This is a genomic window from Murinocardiopsis flavida (genome assembly GCF_003014485.1).
In the GTDB taxonomy this organism is placed as follows: domain Bacteria; phylum Actinomycetota; class Actinomycetes; order Streptosporangiales; family Streptosporangiaceae; genus Murinocardiopsis; species Murinocardiopsis flavida.
On the sequence record NZ_PYGA01000001.1, the window covers coordinates 394,982 to 411,098 of the forward strand.

Here is a 16,117-nt window from a genome sequence, read left to right on the forward strand (position 1 = left end):
GCCGTGGACACCGCGCGCACGGCCTCCCATGAGGCGGACTGGTTCCAGCGGAGCCTGCAATGGATCGAGCGGATCGGCAACAAGCTCCCGCACCCCTTTGCATTGTTCCTCGGCCTGACCCTGTTCATCGCCCTCGCCAGTGCACTGCTCGGCGCGCTGGACGTCGGCACCACCGCGCCCGACGGCGAACGCGTCGAGGTCCGCAACATCCTGTCGACGGCAGGCGCGCGGATGATGCTGAGCACCGGTGTGGAGAACTTCATGGGCTTCGGCCCGTTCGGCACCGTCCTGGTCATCATGATGGGCGTCTCGGTCGCCACCCAGACGGGGCTGCTCCAGGAGCTCATCAAGGTCGCGGTGTCCCGCGTACCGAAGCGCCTCGTCACCTTTGCCGTCGCCTACATGGCCATGGTGGCCCACGTCGCGTCCGACGCCGCCTATGTGATCATGATTCCGCTCGGCGCGATCGCCTTCCACCTGGTCGGGCGCAGCCCGGTTCTCGGGATGGTGCTCGCCTACGTCTCCGCCGGCGCCGCCTACAACGCCAGCCCCTTGATCACGCCGGCCGATGCGCTGTTCTCCGGTGTCACCACTCAAGCCGCACAGACGGTGGACGAGGGCTACTTCGTCAGCCCGATGGCGACGTACTTCTTCACCGGGGCCTCGTCGATCGTGATGGCGCTGGCGCTGACCGTCATCGCCGAGACTCTCATCGCCCGGCGGGTCAGGGCGCTCGGCGAACCGCCGCAGCTGCCCGAGGAGCTCCTCGCCTCGGCGTCCCGGGGCGCGCGCCCCGGCCCGGCGCAGCGCAAGGGTCTGATCTGGGCCGGCGCCATCATGGTCGGCTACGTCGCGCTCCTTGCCCTCGCTCTGGCTCCGGGCGGATCGCCGCTGCGCGCTGCGGACGGAGGGCTCGACGGCGCCCCGCTGTTCCTCGGGATCGGCCTGCTGAGCTCGATCATGTTCATCGCAGCGGGCACCGTCTACGGCGTCGTCACCGGGACGATCACCAAGGTCCAGCACCAGCTGCCCGAACTCATGGCCCACGGTGTGCGCGAAATGGCACCGGTCATCGTCCTGTTCCTGGTGATCGCGCAGTTCGTCGCGTACTTCGAATGGACCAACCTCGCCCAGGTGATCTCGATCGAGGGCGCCACACTGCTGCGCAGCCTCGACATGCCGACCCTGCTGCTGATCGCGGTCATCATCGTGGCCGTCTCGGTGCTCGACCTGCTCACCCTGGGCGGGATCGCCATGTACTCCCTGGTCGCGCTGGTGCTCGTCCCGATGCTGTTCGCGGTCGGGATCTCCCCGGAGACGACGCAGACCGCCTACCGCATCGGGGACAGCATCACCAATCCGACCAACCCGATGAACCCGTACTTCCTGATGACCCTGGCGATGCTGCAAAAGTACTTCCCGAAGGCCGGAATCGGCACCCTGGCGTCGATGACCGTCCCGCTGGCGTTCTGCGCGGGTGCCGTCTGGATCGTGTTCTTCCTGATCTGGATCGGCATCGGCCTCCCCCTCGGCCCGTAGCCCGCCGTCCGATCGCACCGGGGGCGGGTCACCAGCTGCCGCCGCCTCCGCTGGAGCCGCCGAAGCCGCCGCCCGAGGATCCGCCGCCTGAACCGCCGCCGGAGAAGCCGATGAACCCGCCGACGGAGCCGGAGCCGCGCCGTTTCGGCGGGCCGGTGCGGATCATGTTCCGGGCCGCCGAGGTGAAGGCCGCGAGATCGGGGTTGAGGCCGTCGTCGACGCCGAACGCCACGCGCAGGCCGGGGTCGTGCACGCCGGTGTCGGAGTCGCCGTCCAGCCGCTTGAGGTGCGCGCGCAGGCGGGTCCGCAGCAGGACTCCCTGCGCGCTGAGGCGGGCGCGTTTCGCCACCGGGCGGGCCGCGAAGCTCGTCAGCAGCGCCGCGCCGAACGCGTAGGCCGTCCCGTCCAGGACCGACCACGGCTGGGCGCCCAGCATGGAGAGCAGGCAGGCGCCGGTGCCCAGCACGGCCGCGACCTGGGCTGCGGTGATCCAGCCGAGCAGCGGGGAGCGCTCGCCGCGGAGCAGTCCGCGCCGCTCCGCCTCCTTGCGGGCCCCGGCGACGGTCTTCTGCGGGATCGACCAGGACCTGCACAGCGCGCCGAGGGTCTGGCCGTTGCCGTCCTTGCGCATCACGATGTGGTCGACCAGCGGCCGCTCGAAGGTCGCCGCCCGCTCGGACGGCTCCCCGGTGGCGTCCTCGCCGGGGCGGATGCGCCACCCCGACCCGCTGCGCTTGATCAGCACGAACCCGCGTACGTGCAGGTCCACCAGTGTGGCCGCGACGAGGCGGCGGTACTGGTCGGGGCGCCGTGCGCCGCGCGAGTCCACCATCAGCGCGACGGCCGGCGGGAGGTCCTCCAGCGACGGCGCCGCGGTGCCGTCGCGCGGCGCCCGGGGCCTGCCGAGGAGCGGCAGGAACGGGAGCGGCAGGAGCAGCGCCGCAGCGGCCGCGGCACCCCATGCGGTCGGGGTGTACGGACTGGGGGTGCCCACGCCCGCCGGGTCGACGGCGCCCTCGGGCAGCAGCAGCCGCAGCGGGGCGCCGGACCACTCGCCCGTGTCGCCCTCGACCACGGTGGCGGTGCGGCCGTCCGTGTCGGCCCGGCAGTCGCCGCCGGACCCCGTGCCGCAGCTCAGGCCGGCGGCGGGGACCGGTGTGCGCACGGTGGTCTCGACGCGTTCGATGGGCACCTCCCAGCCGTCGCCGATGAAGTCCCAGTCGAGCTCGGTTCCGGCACCGCTGTCGGCACGGGCCAGGGCGCCGGTGACGACGTAGGAGATGACGTAGTCGCGCCGCCCGCTCACCTCGGTGCCGGGGTCGCCGATGCGCAGTGTGAGGCGGTGGCCGTCGTCCTCGGTCTCGACGCCGTCGGGCGCGTCGGGGCTGGCGACCTCGATGTCGCGGTACTCGAACGACTCGCGCTGGAACGTGCCGCCGCCGCGCTCGCGCAGCAGCAGCCGGAGCAGGCCGTGCCGGTCGGGGGCGTCGGCGAAGTCGTAGGAGATGCGCTCCGTGACGCGCATGGAGCCGTCGCGGCGGACCTCGGCGTCGACATCGTAGGAGGTGATGCGCTCAACGCCGGGTTCGGCCGCGGCGGGTGCGGCCTGGGCGGCCTGGGCGGACGGGGCGGCCTGGGCGGACGCCGGCCCCGCGAGGGCGGTGGCGGCGACCACGGCGAGAGCGGCCGCGCCGCAGGCCCCGCGCAGCGTTCGCCGGAGCGGGGCGGAAAGGACGTGCAGCGGCATGTGGGATCGGTACCCGGGGTCGCCGGCGGGTCGGCTCGGCCGCCGATCCGCCGTCGGGCGCTGGAACAGTACCCGGACCAGCGGGGCCGCGGCCAGCCGCCGAACCGCATCCGGCCACCCGCGCCCGCGCACCCCGCTCCGCCCCCTCCGCCGACCGTGTACTCCGCGCCGCGGTCGCCGCCGTGCGGCCGCGTCAGGGCGTGGGCCGCGACCGCTCCCCCTCGCGCGCGGCCAGACCCGTGTACAGGACGCAGAGCAGGACGCACACGGGCGGCATGACCACCACCGGCAGCACGCAGGCCGCCGCCGCGGCGGGGATGTGCTGGGCCAGTGTTCCGGCGGTGTGGACGTTGCCGCCGCTCAGCCACATCATGGCCGCACCCGCCGGACGGGCGAGGGGCGTCGCCGCGTACCAGAGGAGGGCCGCGGCGAGGGCTACCGCCGCGGTGATCGGCAGCCAGGCGCGGAACACCCGGGCCGGGGAGCCGCGGGTCAGCGTCCAGGAGCGGCGCAGCGCATCGCCCGCGGTGGAGTCCTCGAACACCACCGCCGCGCCGGCCAGGGAGAGGCGGATGAAGACGAAGGGGCCGACGCATGCCGTGATGAGCGGCAGCCCCAGGCCCGCCACCCAGTCCAGTGGGCTGAAGCCGGTGAAGGGCGAGCGCGGTCGGGTGATCCCGGGCAGCAGGTCGCGGGCCAGTGCCTCGAACAGGTCGACACCCGCGACCAGGGTGATGGCGACGCCCAGCACCATCAGCAGCTGGATGCCGAGCACGCGGGCGAGGTAGGGGCGGATGCCCCGCCACAGCCCGCCTGCACCGGGCGGTCCGCGGCCGTCCAGGGCGGTGCGGACGGCGACGGCGTGCGCGCTGTATTGCAGGGCGAGGACCAGGGAGAGGAGCAGGAGCAGCAGGACCACGACGAGGACGGCGGTCAGCCCGAACGCGGGCTCGGTCTCGCCCGTGGCGGAGAACGGGGGGTCCTCCGCGGCCTTGTTGCGCGCCACGATCTCCCGGAGGGTCCCGAACGCGTCCCACGCCAACGCGAACCCCAGCGCCGCGATGGCGCCCACGGCACCGGCCGCCAATGCCGACACCGCGAAGGAGAAGCCGTACAGGGGGCGGCGGAGGCGGCCGACGAGCGCGAACGTGTCGGCAAGGGGGCGCCACCCGTCGCCGCCGCCCGGCCGCCTGCCGTTGGCCGCTATCTCGTCGCCACCGGGTTCGGCGGTCACCGCATCGACTCCTGTCCCGTCGCGGGTTCCGGTCCCGCGTTATCGCGCGGTGCCGAGTGTGCCGGCGTCCCGGCGGGCCGAGGTCGGCACGCCCCGGGACGACCGAGGAGCGGCCCGCCCCGTACCGCCCGCGTCCTCGCCGCGCATCAGTATGGCCCAGGTCGGCCCTCGCGGAGCGTTCCGGGCTCGCGGCCACGCCCTGGCGGCGCGGTCATCGCGTGGCGCCGCGCGGCGGGAGCATGCGGGTGATCTCGCGGACGACGATCTCGGGCTCACTGAACATGACGTAGTGGCCGGAGCCGGGCGCCGCGACGAACCGGCCCTGGGCGAGGTGGGCGGCGGTGGTCCGGTGGGCGCGGTTGATCGCGGGGCGCTGCGCCCTCTCCAGGAGGCCGGCCTTCGTGCCGCTGACGACGGCGGTCTCGATGCCGTCCAGCCGCGGCCGCCGTTCGCGGAGCGTGCGCATCGCGGCGAGGAACTCGCGCATCTCGGCCCCCATGGTGCGCGCGCCCCGGACGCCGAAGTCGTTGCGGCGGAGGTCGGCGTAGACATCGGGCGGTTGGCTGCGGCCCACGCGGGAGAACGGCCGGTACAGCCCGGTGCGGGCCAGGAGCAGCGTGAGCGACGCGGCCTGCACCGTGCGCTTCTCCATGGCCGGGGTGAAGAACTCCGGCGCGTTCTCGTCCGACTGGTCAACGAGCACGAGCCCGCGGACCGCGAACTCGCCGGTGGCGGCGAGGGTGCGGATGATCGGCCCGCCCCAGCTCGCCCCGACCAGCACCAGCGGGCCGGGGAACGCGCGCAGGAGCTGCGCGAGGTCGGCGACGATCCGTGCCAGGGTGCGCGGCGCGCCGTCGTCGTCGCTGCCGCCCGTGCCCGCCCTGTCGTACACGACGGTCGTCGCCCGTTCGGCGACCGCCGGTTGCACGAGGCCCCAGATCGAACCGGAGAGGCCCATGCCCGACTCGAACACGACGGTCGGGGCGCCGGTGCCGCGGATGCGGTAGTGCAGGCGGCGGCCGTCGTCGAGGGTCGCGAAGCGCGACGCGCCGAAGGTGTGCCCGGCGCCGGTGCCCTGCGGTGCGGTCATGTCGCGTCCTCGCGTCCTCGTCGCCGTGCCCTTCGGAAATGGCGGCCGCGTCGGCGCGGGCGCCGTGCGCCGCTCGCCGCGGTGGCTGCCTGGGAGCGGGCGGGGCGGCGCCGTGCCGGGCGGTGCCGGCCCCCGGCGCCGCCGCTCCCGCTCCTACGGCAGCGTGTGGCCCGCTGCGCGGAACAGCCGGTACCACTCCTCCCGCGTGAGCGGCACCTCCGAGCCCGCCGCCGACTCCGTGACGCGGCCCGGCTTCGTGGTGCCGAGCACCACCTGCATGTCCGCGGGGTGCCGGGTGATCCAGGCGACGGCGATCCCGGTCGGCGTGACGCCGTATGCCGCGGCGAGCTCGTCGATCACGTCGTTGAGCTCCGCGTACTCCTCCCTGTCGCCGAGGAACACGCCGTCGAAGAAGCCCTTCTGGAACGGCGACCACGCCTGGAGCGTCATGCGGTTGACCCGCGAGTAGGGCAGCAGCCCGTTGTCGCGGTCGACCGACTGGTCGAGTCCGCCCATGTTCGCCGCGACCCCCGCGGCGATGAGCGGCGCGTGGGTGATGCTCAACTGCACCTGGTTGGCGACCAGCGGCTGGGTCACGGCGGTCTTCAGCAGCTCGATCTGGCCGGGCGTGTGGTTGGAGACGCCGAAGTCGCGCACCTTGCCCGATGCCGCGAGCGCGTCGAACGCCGCGGCGACCTCCTCGGGCTCGACGAGGGTGTCGGGCCGGTGCAGCAGCAGGAGGTCGAGGTAGTCGGTGCGCAGCGCGGCGAGCGACTCGTCCACCGAGCGGAGGATGTGCTCGGCGGAGAAGTCGAAGAACCCCTCCCTGATCCCCACCTTGCTCTGGATGATCACCCGCTCCCGCTCGGCGGGGGTGAACGACACCGCCTCGCCGAAGCGCGCCTCGCACTGGTGCCGCCCGTGGCCGTAGATGTCGGCGTGGTCGAAGACGTTCACTCCGGCGTCGCGCGCGGTCCCGACGAGGTCCCGGATCTCCTCGTCGCGCATCGCGCCGATCCGCATGAGCCCGAGGACGACGTTGGACGCCCGCAGTTTGGAGTTCGGCAGGTCGAGCATCTTCATCGCTGCTCCCAGTGTGAGTCGGGTGGACGGGTGCGCCTCCAGTGGCATCATGCCGCCGCGCCGCGTGGCCGCGCCGGGCGGGGCGGCGAATGGCGCGCCCGCCCCGCCGACCGCCGTGGCCGGTACCGGCCACGGCTCTTGCGCGGTCGCGGGCACGGGTATTCGCGCTGGCCGGGTGTCGCGTGCGGCGGGAGTGCCGTCGTGGGCCGCATGAGCAGGCCGAACCGTCGAACGTGAAAGTCTTTCGCAAAAGCGGACCGGCTGCGTAACCTGCCGACGACCCGCCGTGCACGACCCCCGCACTCCCCGCACTCCCCCACCCCTCGCGTCCCCCCGATCGAGGTGCGACACATGGCCCCCCACACACTCCGCCGTACCGCGGCCGCCCTGGTGGCGATCGCCTGCGCCGCCCCGCTCGCCGCGAGCACCCCCGCGGCAGCCGACGAACCCGATGCCGCCGCGCTCATGGCCGCCGTCGAGGACTACTGCGGCGACAACGGATGCCACGACATCCTCCCGCCCGGGCAGAACGGAAACGCCACACTCGTCGAGATCCTCGGCAACCAGGCCTTCGGCACCCGCCCCAAGCACTCCTCCGACCAGCTCGACATGTACGACGACCTCGTGCACGACTACGAGGACCTCGACGACGCGAAGCTCGGCGAGTACTTACAGGACGCCTCGTTCGGGTCGCCCGACGGCAAGCCCTACAGCCCGCGCGACGACGTCTCCATCGTCCGCGACGACGCCTACGGCGTCCCGCACGTCTACGGGGAGACCCGCTCGGGCACCATGTTCGGCGCCGGGTACGCGGTCGCCGAAGACCGCCTGTTCGTCATGGACGTCCTGCGCAACCTGGGCCGGGGCAAGGTGACCCCGTTCGCCGGCGGCGCCGAGGGCAACCGCGCCTTCGAGCAGATGCTGTGGTCGACCGCCCCCTACACCGAAGAGGACAAGCAGGCCCAGATCGACCGGGTCGCGGCGTCCGGCGAACGCGGCGCCCAGGCGCTGGAGGACGTCGGCTCCTACATCGAGGGGATCAACGCCTACATCGACGAGTCCCAGGACGACCGGGACTACCCCGGCGAGTACGTGCTGACCGGCCACAAGGACGCCATCACCCAGAAGGGCGAGATCGAGCCGTTCACCCGGACCGACGTGGTCGGCATCGCCTCGCTGGTCGGCGCGCTCTTCGGCGGCGGGGGCGGCGGCGAGGTCCAGTCGGCCGTCGTCCGGCTGTCCTTCCAGAACCAGTACGGCGAAGAGAAGGGCGACCGCCTCTGGGACGCCTGGCGGACGGAGAACGACCCCGAGGCCACCGTGACGGTCGACGGCGACTTCCCCTACGGCGCCAGCCCCGACGTCGCCACCGGCGTCGCGCTGCCCGACGCCGGGTCGGTCGAACCGTACGACATCGTCCACGACGAGCAGGGCTCCGCCGCCGGCGACGCCGGGGCCGAGTCCGCGCCGAAGGCGTCGGCGGCGAGCACCTCCGAGGGCGACAAGACCCTCGCCGACCTCGGCAAGGGCGACCGCGCCGCCCTCGCGGACCGCGCCGAGAAGGGCGACCTGGCGGCGGTCGAGGGGATCTTCAACGAGGGTGTGCTGCCCGCCGACCTCGCAGAGCCGCGCGGCATGTCCAACGCCCTGCTCGTCTCCGGCGAGCACACCGCCAGCGGCCACCCGGTGTCGGTCATGGGCCCGCAGACCGGCTACTTCTCGCCGCAGCTGCTCATGGTGCAGGAGTTGCAGGGGCCCGGCATCAGCGCCCGCGGCGCGTCCTTCCCCGGCACCAGCTTCTACGTGCAGATGGGCCGCGGCCCCGACTACGCGTGGAGCGCGACCTCCGCGGGCCAGGACATCACCGACACCTTCGCCGTCGAGCTGTGCGAACCGGACGGCTCGGCGCCCGACACCTCCTCCCGCGGCTACGTCGACACCGACGGCTCCTGCGCCGCCTTCGACGAACTCACGGTGAAGAACGCCTGGAAGCCGACCGTCGCCGACCAGACCCCGGCCGGCTCCTACCGGCTGACGGCCCTGCGCTCCTCCTACGGACTGGTGGAGTCCTTCGCCACCGTCGGCGGCGACCCCGTCGCCTACGTGTCGCGCCGGTCGACCTACCAGCGCGAGGTCGACTCGATCATCGGCTTCCAGCAGTTCAACGAGCCGGCCGCCATCACCTCTCCGAAGGCGTTCCAGGACGCCGCCGCCGACATCGGCTACGCGTTCAACTGGCACTACGCCGACGCCGACACGATCGCGTTCCAGAACTCCGGCGCCAACCCGGTCCGCAGCGCCGGCACCGACCCGAACCTGCCCATCTCCGCCGGTTCCGACGCCGGCTGGCAGGGCTGGGACCCCGCGGACAACGGCGCCGACTACACCCCGGCCGCCGAGCACCCCAACACCGTCGGCCAGGACTACCTCGTCAACTGGAACAACAAGGTGGCCCGCAGCTACAGCAGCGACTGGGGCAACGGCTCGGTACACCGCGGCGACCTGCTCGACGGCCGCGTCGCCGGGCTCATCGACGACGGGCACTCCTTCACCAAGTCCTCGCTCACCCAGGTCATGGCGGAGGCCGGGCACACCGACCTCCGCGGCGAGCAGGTGCTGCCGGTGCTGCTGGACGCACTGGCCGACGCGGACACCGGCGACCCCGATGTCGCCGCGGCCGTCGAGGCGCTCACCGCCTGGCAGGAGGCCGGTGCGCCGCGGCGCGAGGCCGAGCGGGGCGACGGCACCTACGCCCACGCCGACGCGATCCGCATCATGGACGCCTGGTGGCCGCTGCTCGTGTCGGCCCAGTTCGAACCCGGCCTGGGCAAGGACCTGTTCACCGAGATCACCCGCTCGGTCGCCATCGACGAGACGCCCTACGGCGACGGCGAGCACAAGGGGTCATCATTCCAGTACGGCTGGTACTCCTACGTCGACAAGGACCTCCGCTCCGTCTTCGGCGAGGACGTCGAGGGCGGGCTCGGCGCGAAGTACTGCGGCGGCGGCGACCCCGGCGCCTGCCGGACGGTGCTCACCGACACCCTCGCCGAGGCGGCGGGCACACCGGCCGAGGACGTCTACCCCGGCGGCGACCAGCTCGGCGCCGACACCGTGCAGCAGCGGCCCCTCGGCGGCATCAACATGTGGCCCATCGCCTGGCAGAACCGGCCGACCTACCAGCAGGTCGTGGAGTTCGAGGGCGGCCGCGACTGACCCGCCCGGCCCACCCGCGGCGCCCGTGACCCTCCCCCAGCGCGGAGAAGGGTCACGGGCGCCACCGCCCACCATGGTCGGTTCAGCGGAGCGCGGCGGTGCCGGCGCCAGGCGGTCACCAGGCGGCGGCGCGGCGGGCCTCGTGGGCGATGTCGGCGACGGAGCGGCCGTCGGTGCGGATGCGCACGGTGCCTCGGGGGGCGTTCTCGGCGAGGTGGCCCGCCATCCAGGCGCTGCGTTCGACGTGGTGGTCGAGCTGGGAGCCGATCTCGCGCCGGGCCAGGCGCGCGCGGACGGTCGCCGGGTCGGCCTGGAGCAGCACGGCGGTCACCGCCACGCTGCCGCCCATCGCCCGGACGACCAGGTCGGCGTCCAGGACGGCGGCCGTGTTGGGGTAGACCAGCAACCGCCGGCCGAGCGCCGCGTAGTTGGCCCAGACCGCGGCCAGGTTGCGTTCGGTGATGGCCGAGCGGTGGGGGTCGCCGGGCGGGGCGGGGTGGATCTGGTCCATGGTGTCGCCCTCGATGTGGCAGTGGGCGCGGCCCTCGCCTTGGAGCTGGGCGGAGACCTCCCAGGCCACACTGGACTTGCCGACCCCGGCGCAGCCGCCGATGAGCAGGACTTCGTAGTCGGTCACAACCGCGCATCCTCGCACGGGGCGCCGGGAGGCGCACCGGGTTTTGCGCCGGGGACCACTACCGTGGACGGGGTCCTGGAGCGCCGCACATCCGGGCACCCGACCCGACTCACGACACTGGTAGGTGCATTTCCCATGCTCGATCGGCTGCGGTCGCTGCTGTCCAGCACAGGCGGGCGCGGATCGTCCCCGGACGACCCACGGACCGCCCCACCGGCGGGGGACGCGCCCGCTCCGCCGCCGACCGCGCGCTCCGCCCGGACGTCGTCCGCGACCAGGGTCGACGGCGCACTCGGGGTGGTCGCCACGTGGGCGTTCCGGGTGATCGTCATCGCCGCGGCGCTCTACATCGCCGGCTGGTTGATCCAGCAGACGTGGTCGCTCCTGCTGCCGCTGGTGCTCGCGCTGCTGCTGTCGACGATCCTCTGGCCGCTGATGCGGCTGGCGAGCCGCGCGCTGCCACCGAGCTTCGCGGCGTTCGCGGTGCTGCTCGCCTTCGTCGCGCTCCTCGTCGCGATCGTCTCGCTGCTGGTCCCCCGGGTCGCGGCGGAGGGCGAGGGCCTGGTCGACCAGCTCTACAAGGCGGCCGACGACCTCCGCAAACTCCTCAGCGGCCCCCCGCTGAACCTCGACGCGGACCGGCTCGCGGAGATGATGGACGGGGCGCTCGGCCAGCTCCAGCAGCACCAGCAGGCCATCGCGACCGGTGTGCTCAGCGGGGTGAGCTCCCTCGGGACCTTCCTCGTGAACTTCGTGCTCGTGCTCTTCCTGGTGTTCTTCCTGCTCAAGGATGGCCCCAAGTTCGTGCCGTGGCTGCGCCGGTGGCTGCCCAGCCAGGGCGGTGCGCACGTCGACGCCCTCGCCGGGCGGATCTGGGCGATGCTGACCGGCTTCATCTGGTCGCAGGCCGCGGTCGCGCTGATCGACGCGGTGGTCATCGGCATCGGGCTGTGGGTCCTCGACGTCCCGTTCGCGTTCCCGCTCGCCGTGGTGATCTTCTTCGCCTCGTTCATCCCCATCATCGGCGCGATCGCGACCGGTGTCCTCGCCGTCGCGGTCGCACTCGTGGACCAGGGGGTCTGGGTCGCGCTGGCGGTGCTGGCCATCGTGCTGGTCGTCCAGCAACTGGAGGGCAACCTGCTCCAGCCGTTCCTGGTCGGCAGGGCGCTTTCGCTGCACCCCGCCGTCGTCCTCGGCGCGGTGACCATCGGCGGCACGGTCTTCGGCATCGTCGGGGCGTTCCTCGCCGTACCGGTCGCGGGCGCCGGGGTGACCGTCCTGCGCTACGCGCGTGAACGGGCCGTCGAACCGGAACCCGCCGCCGCGGACGGGCCGGTGACCACCGCCGGGGCGGCGCCCGAGGAGGCGTCGGACGAGGCGGCCGCCGCCTCCGACACCCCCGCCCAGGGGCCCGAGGCGCGGGACTGAGCGGGCCGGGGGCGCAGGTCCCCCTCGCCTGCTATGCCTCGGCGTCGAACCGCGCCCGTGCGCGCTCGACGTCGGGCATGGTGGCGGTGGTCCAGTCCAGCAGCGCGTCGATGAGGTCCTGGAGCGTCTTTCCGAGCGGCGCGATGCGGTACTCGACCGCGACGGGCCGCGTGCTCGTGACGACGCGCTCGACCATCCCGTTGCGCTCCAGGCGCCGCAGCGCCGCCGTGAGCGACTTCTGCGTCACGCCGGGGATGGCCCGGCGCAGCTCGTTGAACCGGGTGGGCCGCTCGCACAGCTCTTCGAGCACCTGAAGCGACCACTTGTCGAGGACCTGGTCGAGCAGCTCGCGGTGCGGAGCGGTGATCTGGGAGCGGTCGGCGGGGGCGGTTTCCGGCATGACACCTGGTCTCGTTGAAGTTCCCTTTCAATACCAGGTATACCTCGGATACCAGTCCATCGACAAGCAAAGGACGCTCCGTGACCGTGCAACTGCTGTCTCCCGAGGGCATGTTCCAGCCCGTCCCCTACCACCACGTCTCGATCGGCACGGGCTCCCGCCAGGTGCACGTGGCCGGCCAGATCGCGCGCGACGCCGAAGGGAACCCCGTCGCAACGGGCGACCTCACCGGGCAGGTCGCGCAGGCCCTGCGCAACACCGCGCGCGGCCTGGCCGGCGCCGGGGCGGACTTCTCCGACGTCGTGCGCCTCAGGTTCTTCGTCACGGGCTGGCGCCCCGAGAAGATGGCCGGCTTCATGGCCGGCATCGAACGCGTCACCGGCGAACTCGGCATCCCGCAGCCCTTGCCGCCGGTGTCGCTCATCGGCATCGACTACCTGTTCGAGCCCGACGTGCTCGTCGAGGTCGAGGCGTTCGCCGTCCTCGACTAGACCGCAGGTCGGCCCCTTCTGCGTCTCGCTGCGGGCGCGCGCCGCCGCTGCACCGACGGCACTGCCGTCAGTCGGCCGCGCTCGCGCTGAGACGCGTGATGGGGCGGCCCGCGACGCACACGAGTACCAGGATGACGGCCGCGGTGAGGGCGTAGGGCAGCCTGAGGGCGTCGCTCTCGGCGAGCCGGCGTTGGGCGAGGCTGACAAGGGCGCCGCCGGCGCCCATCCCGACGGTCGCGAGGCCCCACGACGCCGTGCCCGCCGCCGCGTTGACCCGGCCGAGCAGATGGGCCGGGACGACGCGCTGGCGCAGCGAGGACGCCGAGACGGTGTAGGCCAGCACGCACGCACTGGACACGAAGAGCATGGCCGCGACCACCGGCACCACGGGCGCGGCCGCCATGACGAGGAAGCAGCACCCGGTGGCGGACAGGCTGGCCATGGGGAGCCACCCGGCCGGCAGGCGCGCGGCGAGCACGCCGCTGACCTGCCCCCCGACGACACCGCCCGCTGCGGCGGCGAGCATGAGCAGGCCGAACTGCGCGGCGTCCAACCCCAGCGTCTGCTGGGCGAACAGCACCTGGGTCGCGAGGATCGTCGCGTAGGCGACGTTGAAGGCCATCGTCACCCCCACCAGGCGCCGCAGCAGTGGGGAGGCCCAGATCGCCGCGACCCCGGCGCCGGCCCGGCGCCACCCGGACTGCCGCTCGCCGGGGTCCGGCGGCTCCCGGCGCTCGCCCTTGTGCAGGCGGGCCAGCACGACCGCGACCAGCGCGCAGATCCCTGCGCTGCCGAACAGGGCCGGGGCGATCCCGGCGGTCAGCGCGAATCCGCCCACGGGGCGCCCGAGGAACTCCTGCGCGGTGATCTCGGCCGTGCGGAACTGCCCGTTGGCGGCCTCCAGGCGTGCGCGCGGGACCAGGTCGGGTATCGCGGTGACGGCGGCGGTGTCGTAGCACACCTCCGCCAGCCCGAGTGCGAAGGCGGCGGCGAGGAGCACGTCGAGGCGCAGGCCGCCGGTGAGCGCCAGCGCCCCAAGTCCGCCCCACAGCACCGCCCGGACGACCGCGGCCGCCGCCATCGTCGGCAAGCGCGGGTGGCGGTCGATCACGGCACCGGCGGGGATCGCGGCGATCAGCCACGGCAGCCGGCCCGCAGCAGCGACCGCGCCGACCCAGAACGCCTCGTCGGTCACCGTGGTCGCGATCCACGGCAGGGCGATCAGCGCGATGCCGTCGGAGAGGTTCGAGGTGAACGACGCACCCCAGAAACGCCAGAACCGCCGCCCCAGACCGGCAGCCACCGGGTCCCTCCCTCCCCACGACGCCAGGGCGGCGAAATTACCAAGCGCCGACCGTACGCCGCACGCTATTATCCGGGCCGCCCCGCATGCCGCGGGGCCCACGACGTGTGCGCCGTCCCGGCCCGGCATCGCGCGGCCGCCGGGAGCGGCCCACCTGCCGGCAAAGGAGCTCCATGACCCGGGCGGACGTCATCGCCGTTCTCGACGAGCACTACGACCTGCACGTGCGCGACCTCGAACCGGTCGCGGCCGGTGCCGACCTCGCGGCCTCGCTGTGGCGGGCGACCGATCGGGACGGCCGGGGGTTCGCGGTCAAATGGACCGGCGGCGGGTCACCGGCCGGCCTGGTCCTGCCCGCCGCGCTGAGTGCCGTCCGCCCCGGGAGCACCCCCCGCCCGCTGCCGTCGCGGACCGGTGCGCTGTGGGTCGACACCGGCGGGCGGCGCCTGTCGGTGCTGGAGTGGGTCGCCGGCCCCGGCGCCATGGACGCCGCGCTCGACCGCGACGGCTGGACCGCAATGGGGCGGCTCCTCGCCGCGCTGCACGCCCTCCCCGTCACCGGCGAACTGCGCCGATCGGTTCCCCGCGAAGGCTTCGACCCGTCCCGGTGGGTCGACCTGTTCGACCGCGTCGACGCGGCGGTCGACCGGCCCGCCGACGGCGCGGCGCGGCGGCTGGCCGAGGCATGGCGGGAGCGGCGCGCCGACCTGCGCGCACTGCGCGAACACACGGCCGGCCGCGCCGAGGCCCTGCGCGCGCGGACCGACCTCCCCGGATTCGTCCCGTGCCACGCCGACCCGCACCTCGGCAACGTCATCCGCGCCACGGAGGGCGGCCTCGTCCTGATCGACTTCGACGACGCCGTCATCGCACCCCGCGAACGCGACCTGATGTTCGTCATCGGCGGCGGCGTGCTCGCCGACATGCCCGCGACACCCGAGCAGCAAGCCTGGTTCCTCGACGGCTACGGCCCGCACGACATCGACCGCGACCTGCTCGGCTACTACCGGGGCGTGCGCGTGCTGGAGGACGTCGCCGAACCCGCGTCGGTCGTCCTCGACCCCGGGAGCACAGCAGACGACCGGACCACGGGCCTCGGCTACGTCACCGACGTCCTGTCGCCCACCGGCCTGCTGGCCCAGGCGCTCGACGGCCACTCCTGAGGGCGCGCGCCCCGCCGGTCCGGCGCGCGCGTAGTATCGGCTGTCCACCAGCGGGAGCCGCGGCGCGGCCGCCGTTGCCGACCGCATCGGAGGCCATCGCCATGGACCGGTCCAGCAGCGGCCCGAACGACCGGATCCGCCGGCATTGGGACCGGCAGGCGGCGCGCTACGACGCGGCGATGGACCGGCTGGAGCGGCTCGTCTTCGCCGACGGGCGGAGCTGGGTGTGCTCCCAGGCGTCCGGGCGCACCCTGGAGGTCGCCGTCGGCACCGGCCGCAACCTGCCGCTGTATCCCCCGGACGTGGAGCTGACCGGCATCGACCTGAGCCCGCGGATGCTCGACATCGCCCGGGAGCGCGCCCGCCGGGACGGCCATGCGGTGGACCTCCGCGAAGCCGACGCCCAGGACCTCCCCTTCCCCGATGAGCACTTCGACACCGTGGTCAGCACGCTGTCGCTGTGCTCGGTGCTCGACCTCGACGCCACTGTCGCCGAGATGCGGCGGGTCCTGCGGCCCGGCGGCCGCCTGGTGCTGCTGGACCACGTGCGGCCGAGCGTGGCACCCGTGCGCTGGGCACTGACCGCCGTGCAGTGGCTGATGAACCGGCTCGATCCGGGCAACGGCGAACAGCTGCTGCGCCGGCCGCTGACAACGGTGCGGGCGCACGGGTTCGCCGTCGAACGGCGCGAACGCTCCAAGGCCGGCGCGGTCGAACGCCTCGCGGCACGCCGACCCGCCGAGCAGTAGCGGCGGCCTACCCGCCGCGGTCCCGCCCGCCGCGGCG

Annotated in this window: 13 protein-coding genes; 6 read left to right on the top strand and 7 right to left on the bottom strand. The window is 73.6% G+C overall.

The annotated features are described in order from the left end of the window. Window positions 1–3 precede the first annotated feature (3 nt). Window positions 4–1,539 (top strand): AbgT family transporter, encoded by a 1,536-nt coding sequence (locus tag CLV63_RS01760; RefSeq protein WP_106581046.1) that lies wholly within the window; start codon window positions 4–6, stop codon window positions 1,537–1,539. Between the two features lie 28 nt (window positions 1,540–1,567). Here the strand turns inward: CLV63_RS01760 and CLV63_RS01765 are convergent, their stop codons facing one another. The 4 genes from CLV63_RS01765 to CLV63_RS01780 all read right to left on the bottom strand — a co-directional run bounded on the left by CLV63_RS01765 (window position 1,568) and on the right by CLV63_RS01780 (window position 6,693). Next, window positions 1,568–3,286 carry a DUF2207 domain-containing protein gene (locus CLV63_RS01765; RefSeq protein WP_106581047.1) on the bottom strand — a complete coding sequence of 573 codons (1,719 nt, stop codon included), beginning with the start codon at window positions 3,284–3,286 and terminating at the stop codon, window positions 1,568–1,570. A 193-nt stretch (window positions 3,287–3,479) separates the two neighbouring features. Beyond that, window positions 3,480–4,520: a hypothetical protein gene (locus CLV63_RS01770; protein WP_106581048.1), complete on the bottom strand. Its 1,041-nt coding sequence runs from the start codon at window positions 4,518–4,520 to the stop codon at window positions 3,480–3,482. A 211-nt stretch (window positions 4,521–4,731) separates the two neighbouring features. Next, window positions 4,732–5,610: an alpha/beta fold hydrolase gene (locus CLV63_RS01775; protein WP_211301092.1), complete on the bottom strand. Its 879-nt coding sequence runs from the start codon at window positions 5,608–5,610 to the stop codon at window positions 4,732–4,734. Between the two features lie 153 nt (window positions 5,611–5,763). Further along, complete coding sequence (locus tag CLV63_RS01780; protein ID WP_106581049.1) at window positions 5,764–6,693, bottom strand: aldo/keto reductase; 930 nt, start codon at window positions 6,691–6,693, stop codon at window positions 5,764–5,766. Between the two features lie 351 nt (window positions 6,694–7,044). On the opposite strand from CLV63_RS01780, the gene CLV63_RS01785 reads away from it, so the two are divergent. Further along, complete coding sequence (locus tag CLV63_RS01785) at window positions 7,045–9,909, top strand: penicillin acylase family protein (protein ID WP_106581050.1); 2,865 nt, start codon at window positions 7,045–7,047, stop codon at window positions 9,907–9,909. A gap of 115 nt (window positions 9,910–10,024) precedes the next feature. On the opposite strand, the gene CLV63_RS01790 is transcribed toward CLV63_RS01785, so the two are convergent. Further along, a complete protein-coding gene (locus tag CLV63_RS01790) occupies window positions 10,025–10,546 on the bottom strand; it encodes an AAA family ATPase (RefSeq protein WP_106581051.1) in 522 nt (173 codons plus the stop codon). Between the two features lie 135 nt (window positions 10,547–10,681). On the opposite strand from CLV63_RS01790, the gene CLV63_RS01795 reads away from it, so the two are divergent. Then, complete coding sequence (locus CLV63_RS01795; protein WP_106581052.1) at window positions 10,682–11,974, top strand: AI-2E family transporter; 1,293 nt, start codon at window positions 10,682–10,684, stop codon at window positions 11,972–11,974. A gap of 31 nt (window positions 11,975–12,005) precedes the next feature. On the opposite strand, the gene CLV63_RS01800 is transcribed toward CLV63_RS01795, so the two are convergent. After that, window positions 12,006–12,374, bottom strand: a complete 369-nt coding sequence (locus CLV63_RS01800) for a winged helix-turn-helix transcriptional regulator (RefSeq protein ID WP_106581053.1) — start codon at window positions 12,372–12,374, stop codon at window positions 12,006–12,008. Window positions 12,375–12,454: 80 nt separating this feature from the next. On the opposite strand from CLV63_RS01800, the gene CLV63_RS01805 reads away from it, so the two are divergent. Beyond that, entirely contained in the window at window positions 12,455–12,865 is a 411-nt protein-coding gene (locus CLV63_RS01805; protein WP_106581054.1) for a RidA family protein, read from the top strand. Between the two features lie 67 nt (window positions 12,866–12,932). Here the strand turns inward: CLV63_RS01805 and CLV63_RS01810 are convergent, their stop codons facing one another. After that, on the bottom strand, window positions 12,933–14,168 hold the full coding sequence (locus tag CLV63_RS01810) for an MFS transporter (protein WP_245928519.1): 1,236 nt from the start codon (window positions 14,166–14,168) through the stop codon (window positions 12,933–12,935). A 173-nt stretch (window positions 14,169–14,341) separates the two neighbouring features. On the opposite strand from CLV63_RS01810, the gene CLV63_RS01815 reads away from it, so the two are divergent. Further along, window positions 14,342–15,331, top strand: coding sequence for a phosphotransferase enzyme family protein (locus CLV63_RS01815; RefSeq protein ID WP_106581056.1), 990 nt, complete (start codon window positions 14,342–14,344; stop codon window positions 15,329–15,331). A 101-nt stretch (window positions 15,332–15,432) separates the two neighbouring features. After that, window positions 15,433–16,080 carry a class I SAM-dependent methyltransferase gene (locus CLV63_RS01820; protein ID WP_106581057.1) on the top strand — a complete coding sequence of 216 codons (648 nt, stop codon included), beginning with the start codon at window positions 15,433–15,435 and terminating at the stop codon, window positions 16,078–16,080. Window positions 16,081–16,117 lie beyond the last annotated feature (37 nt).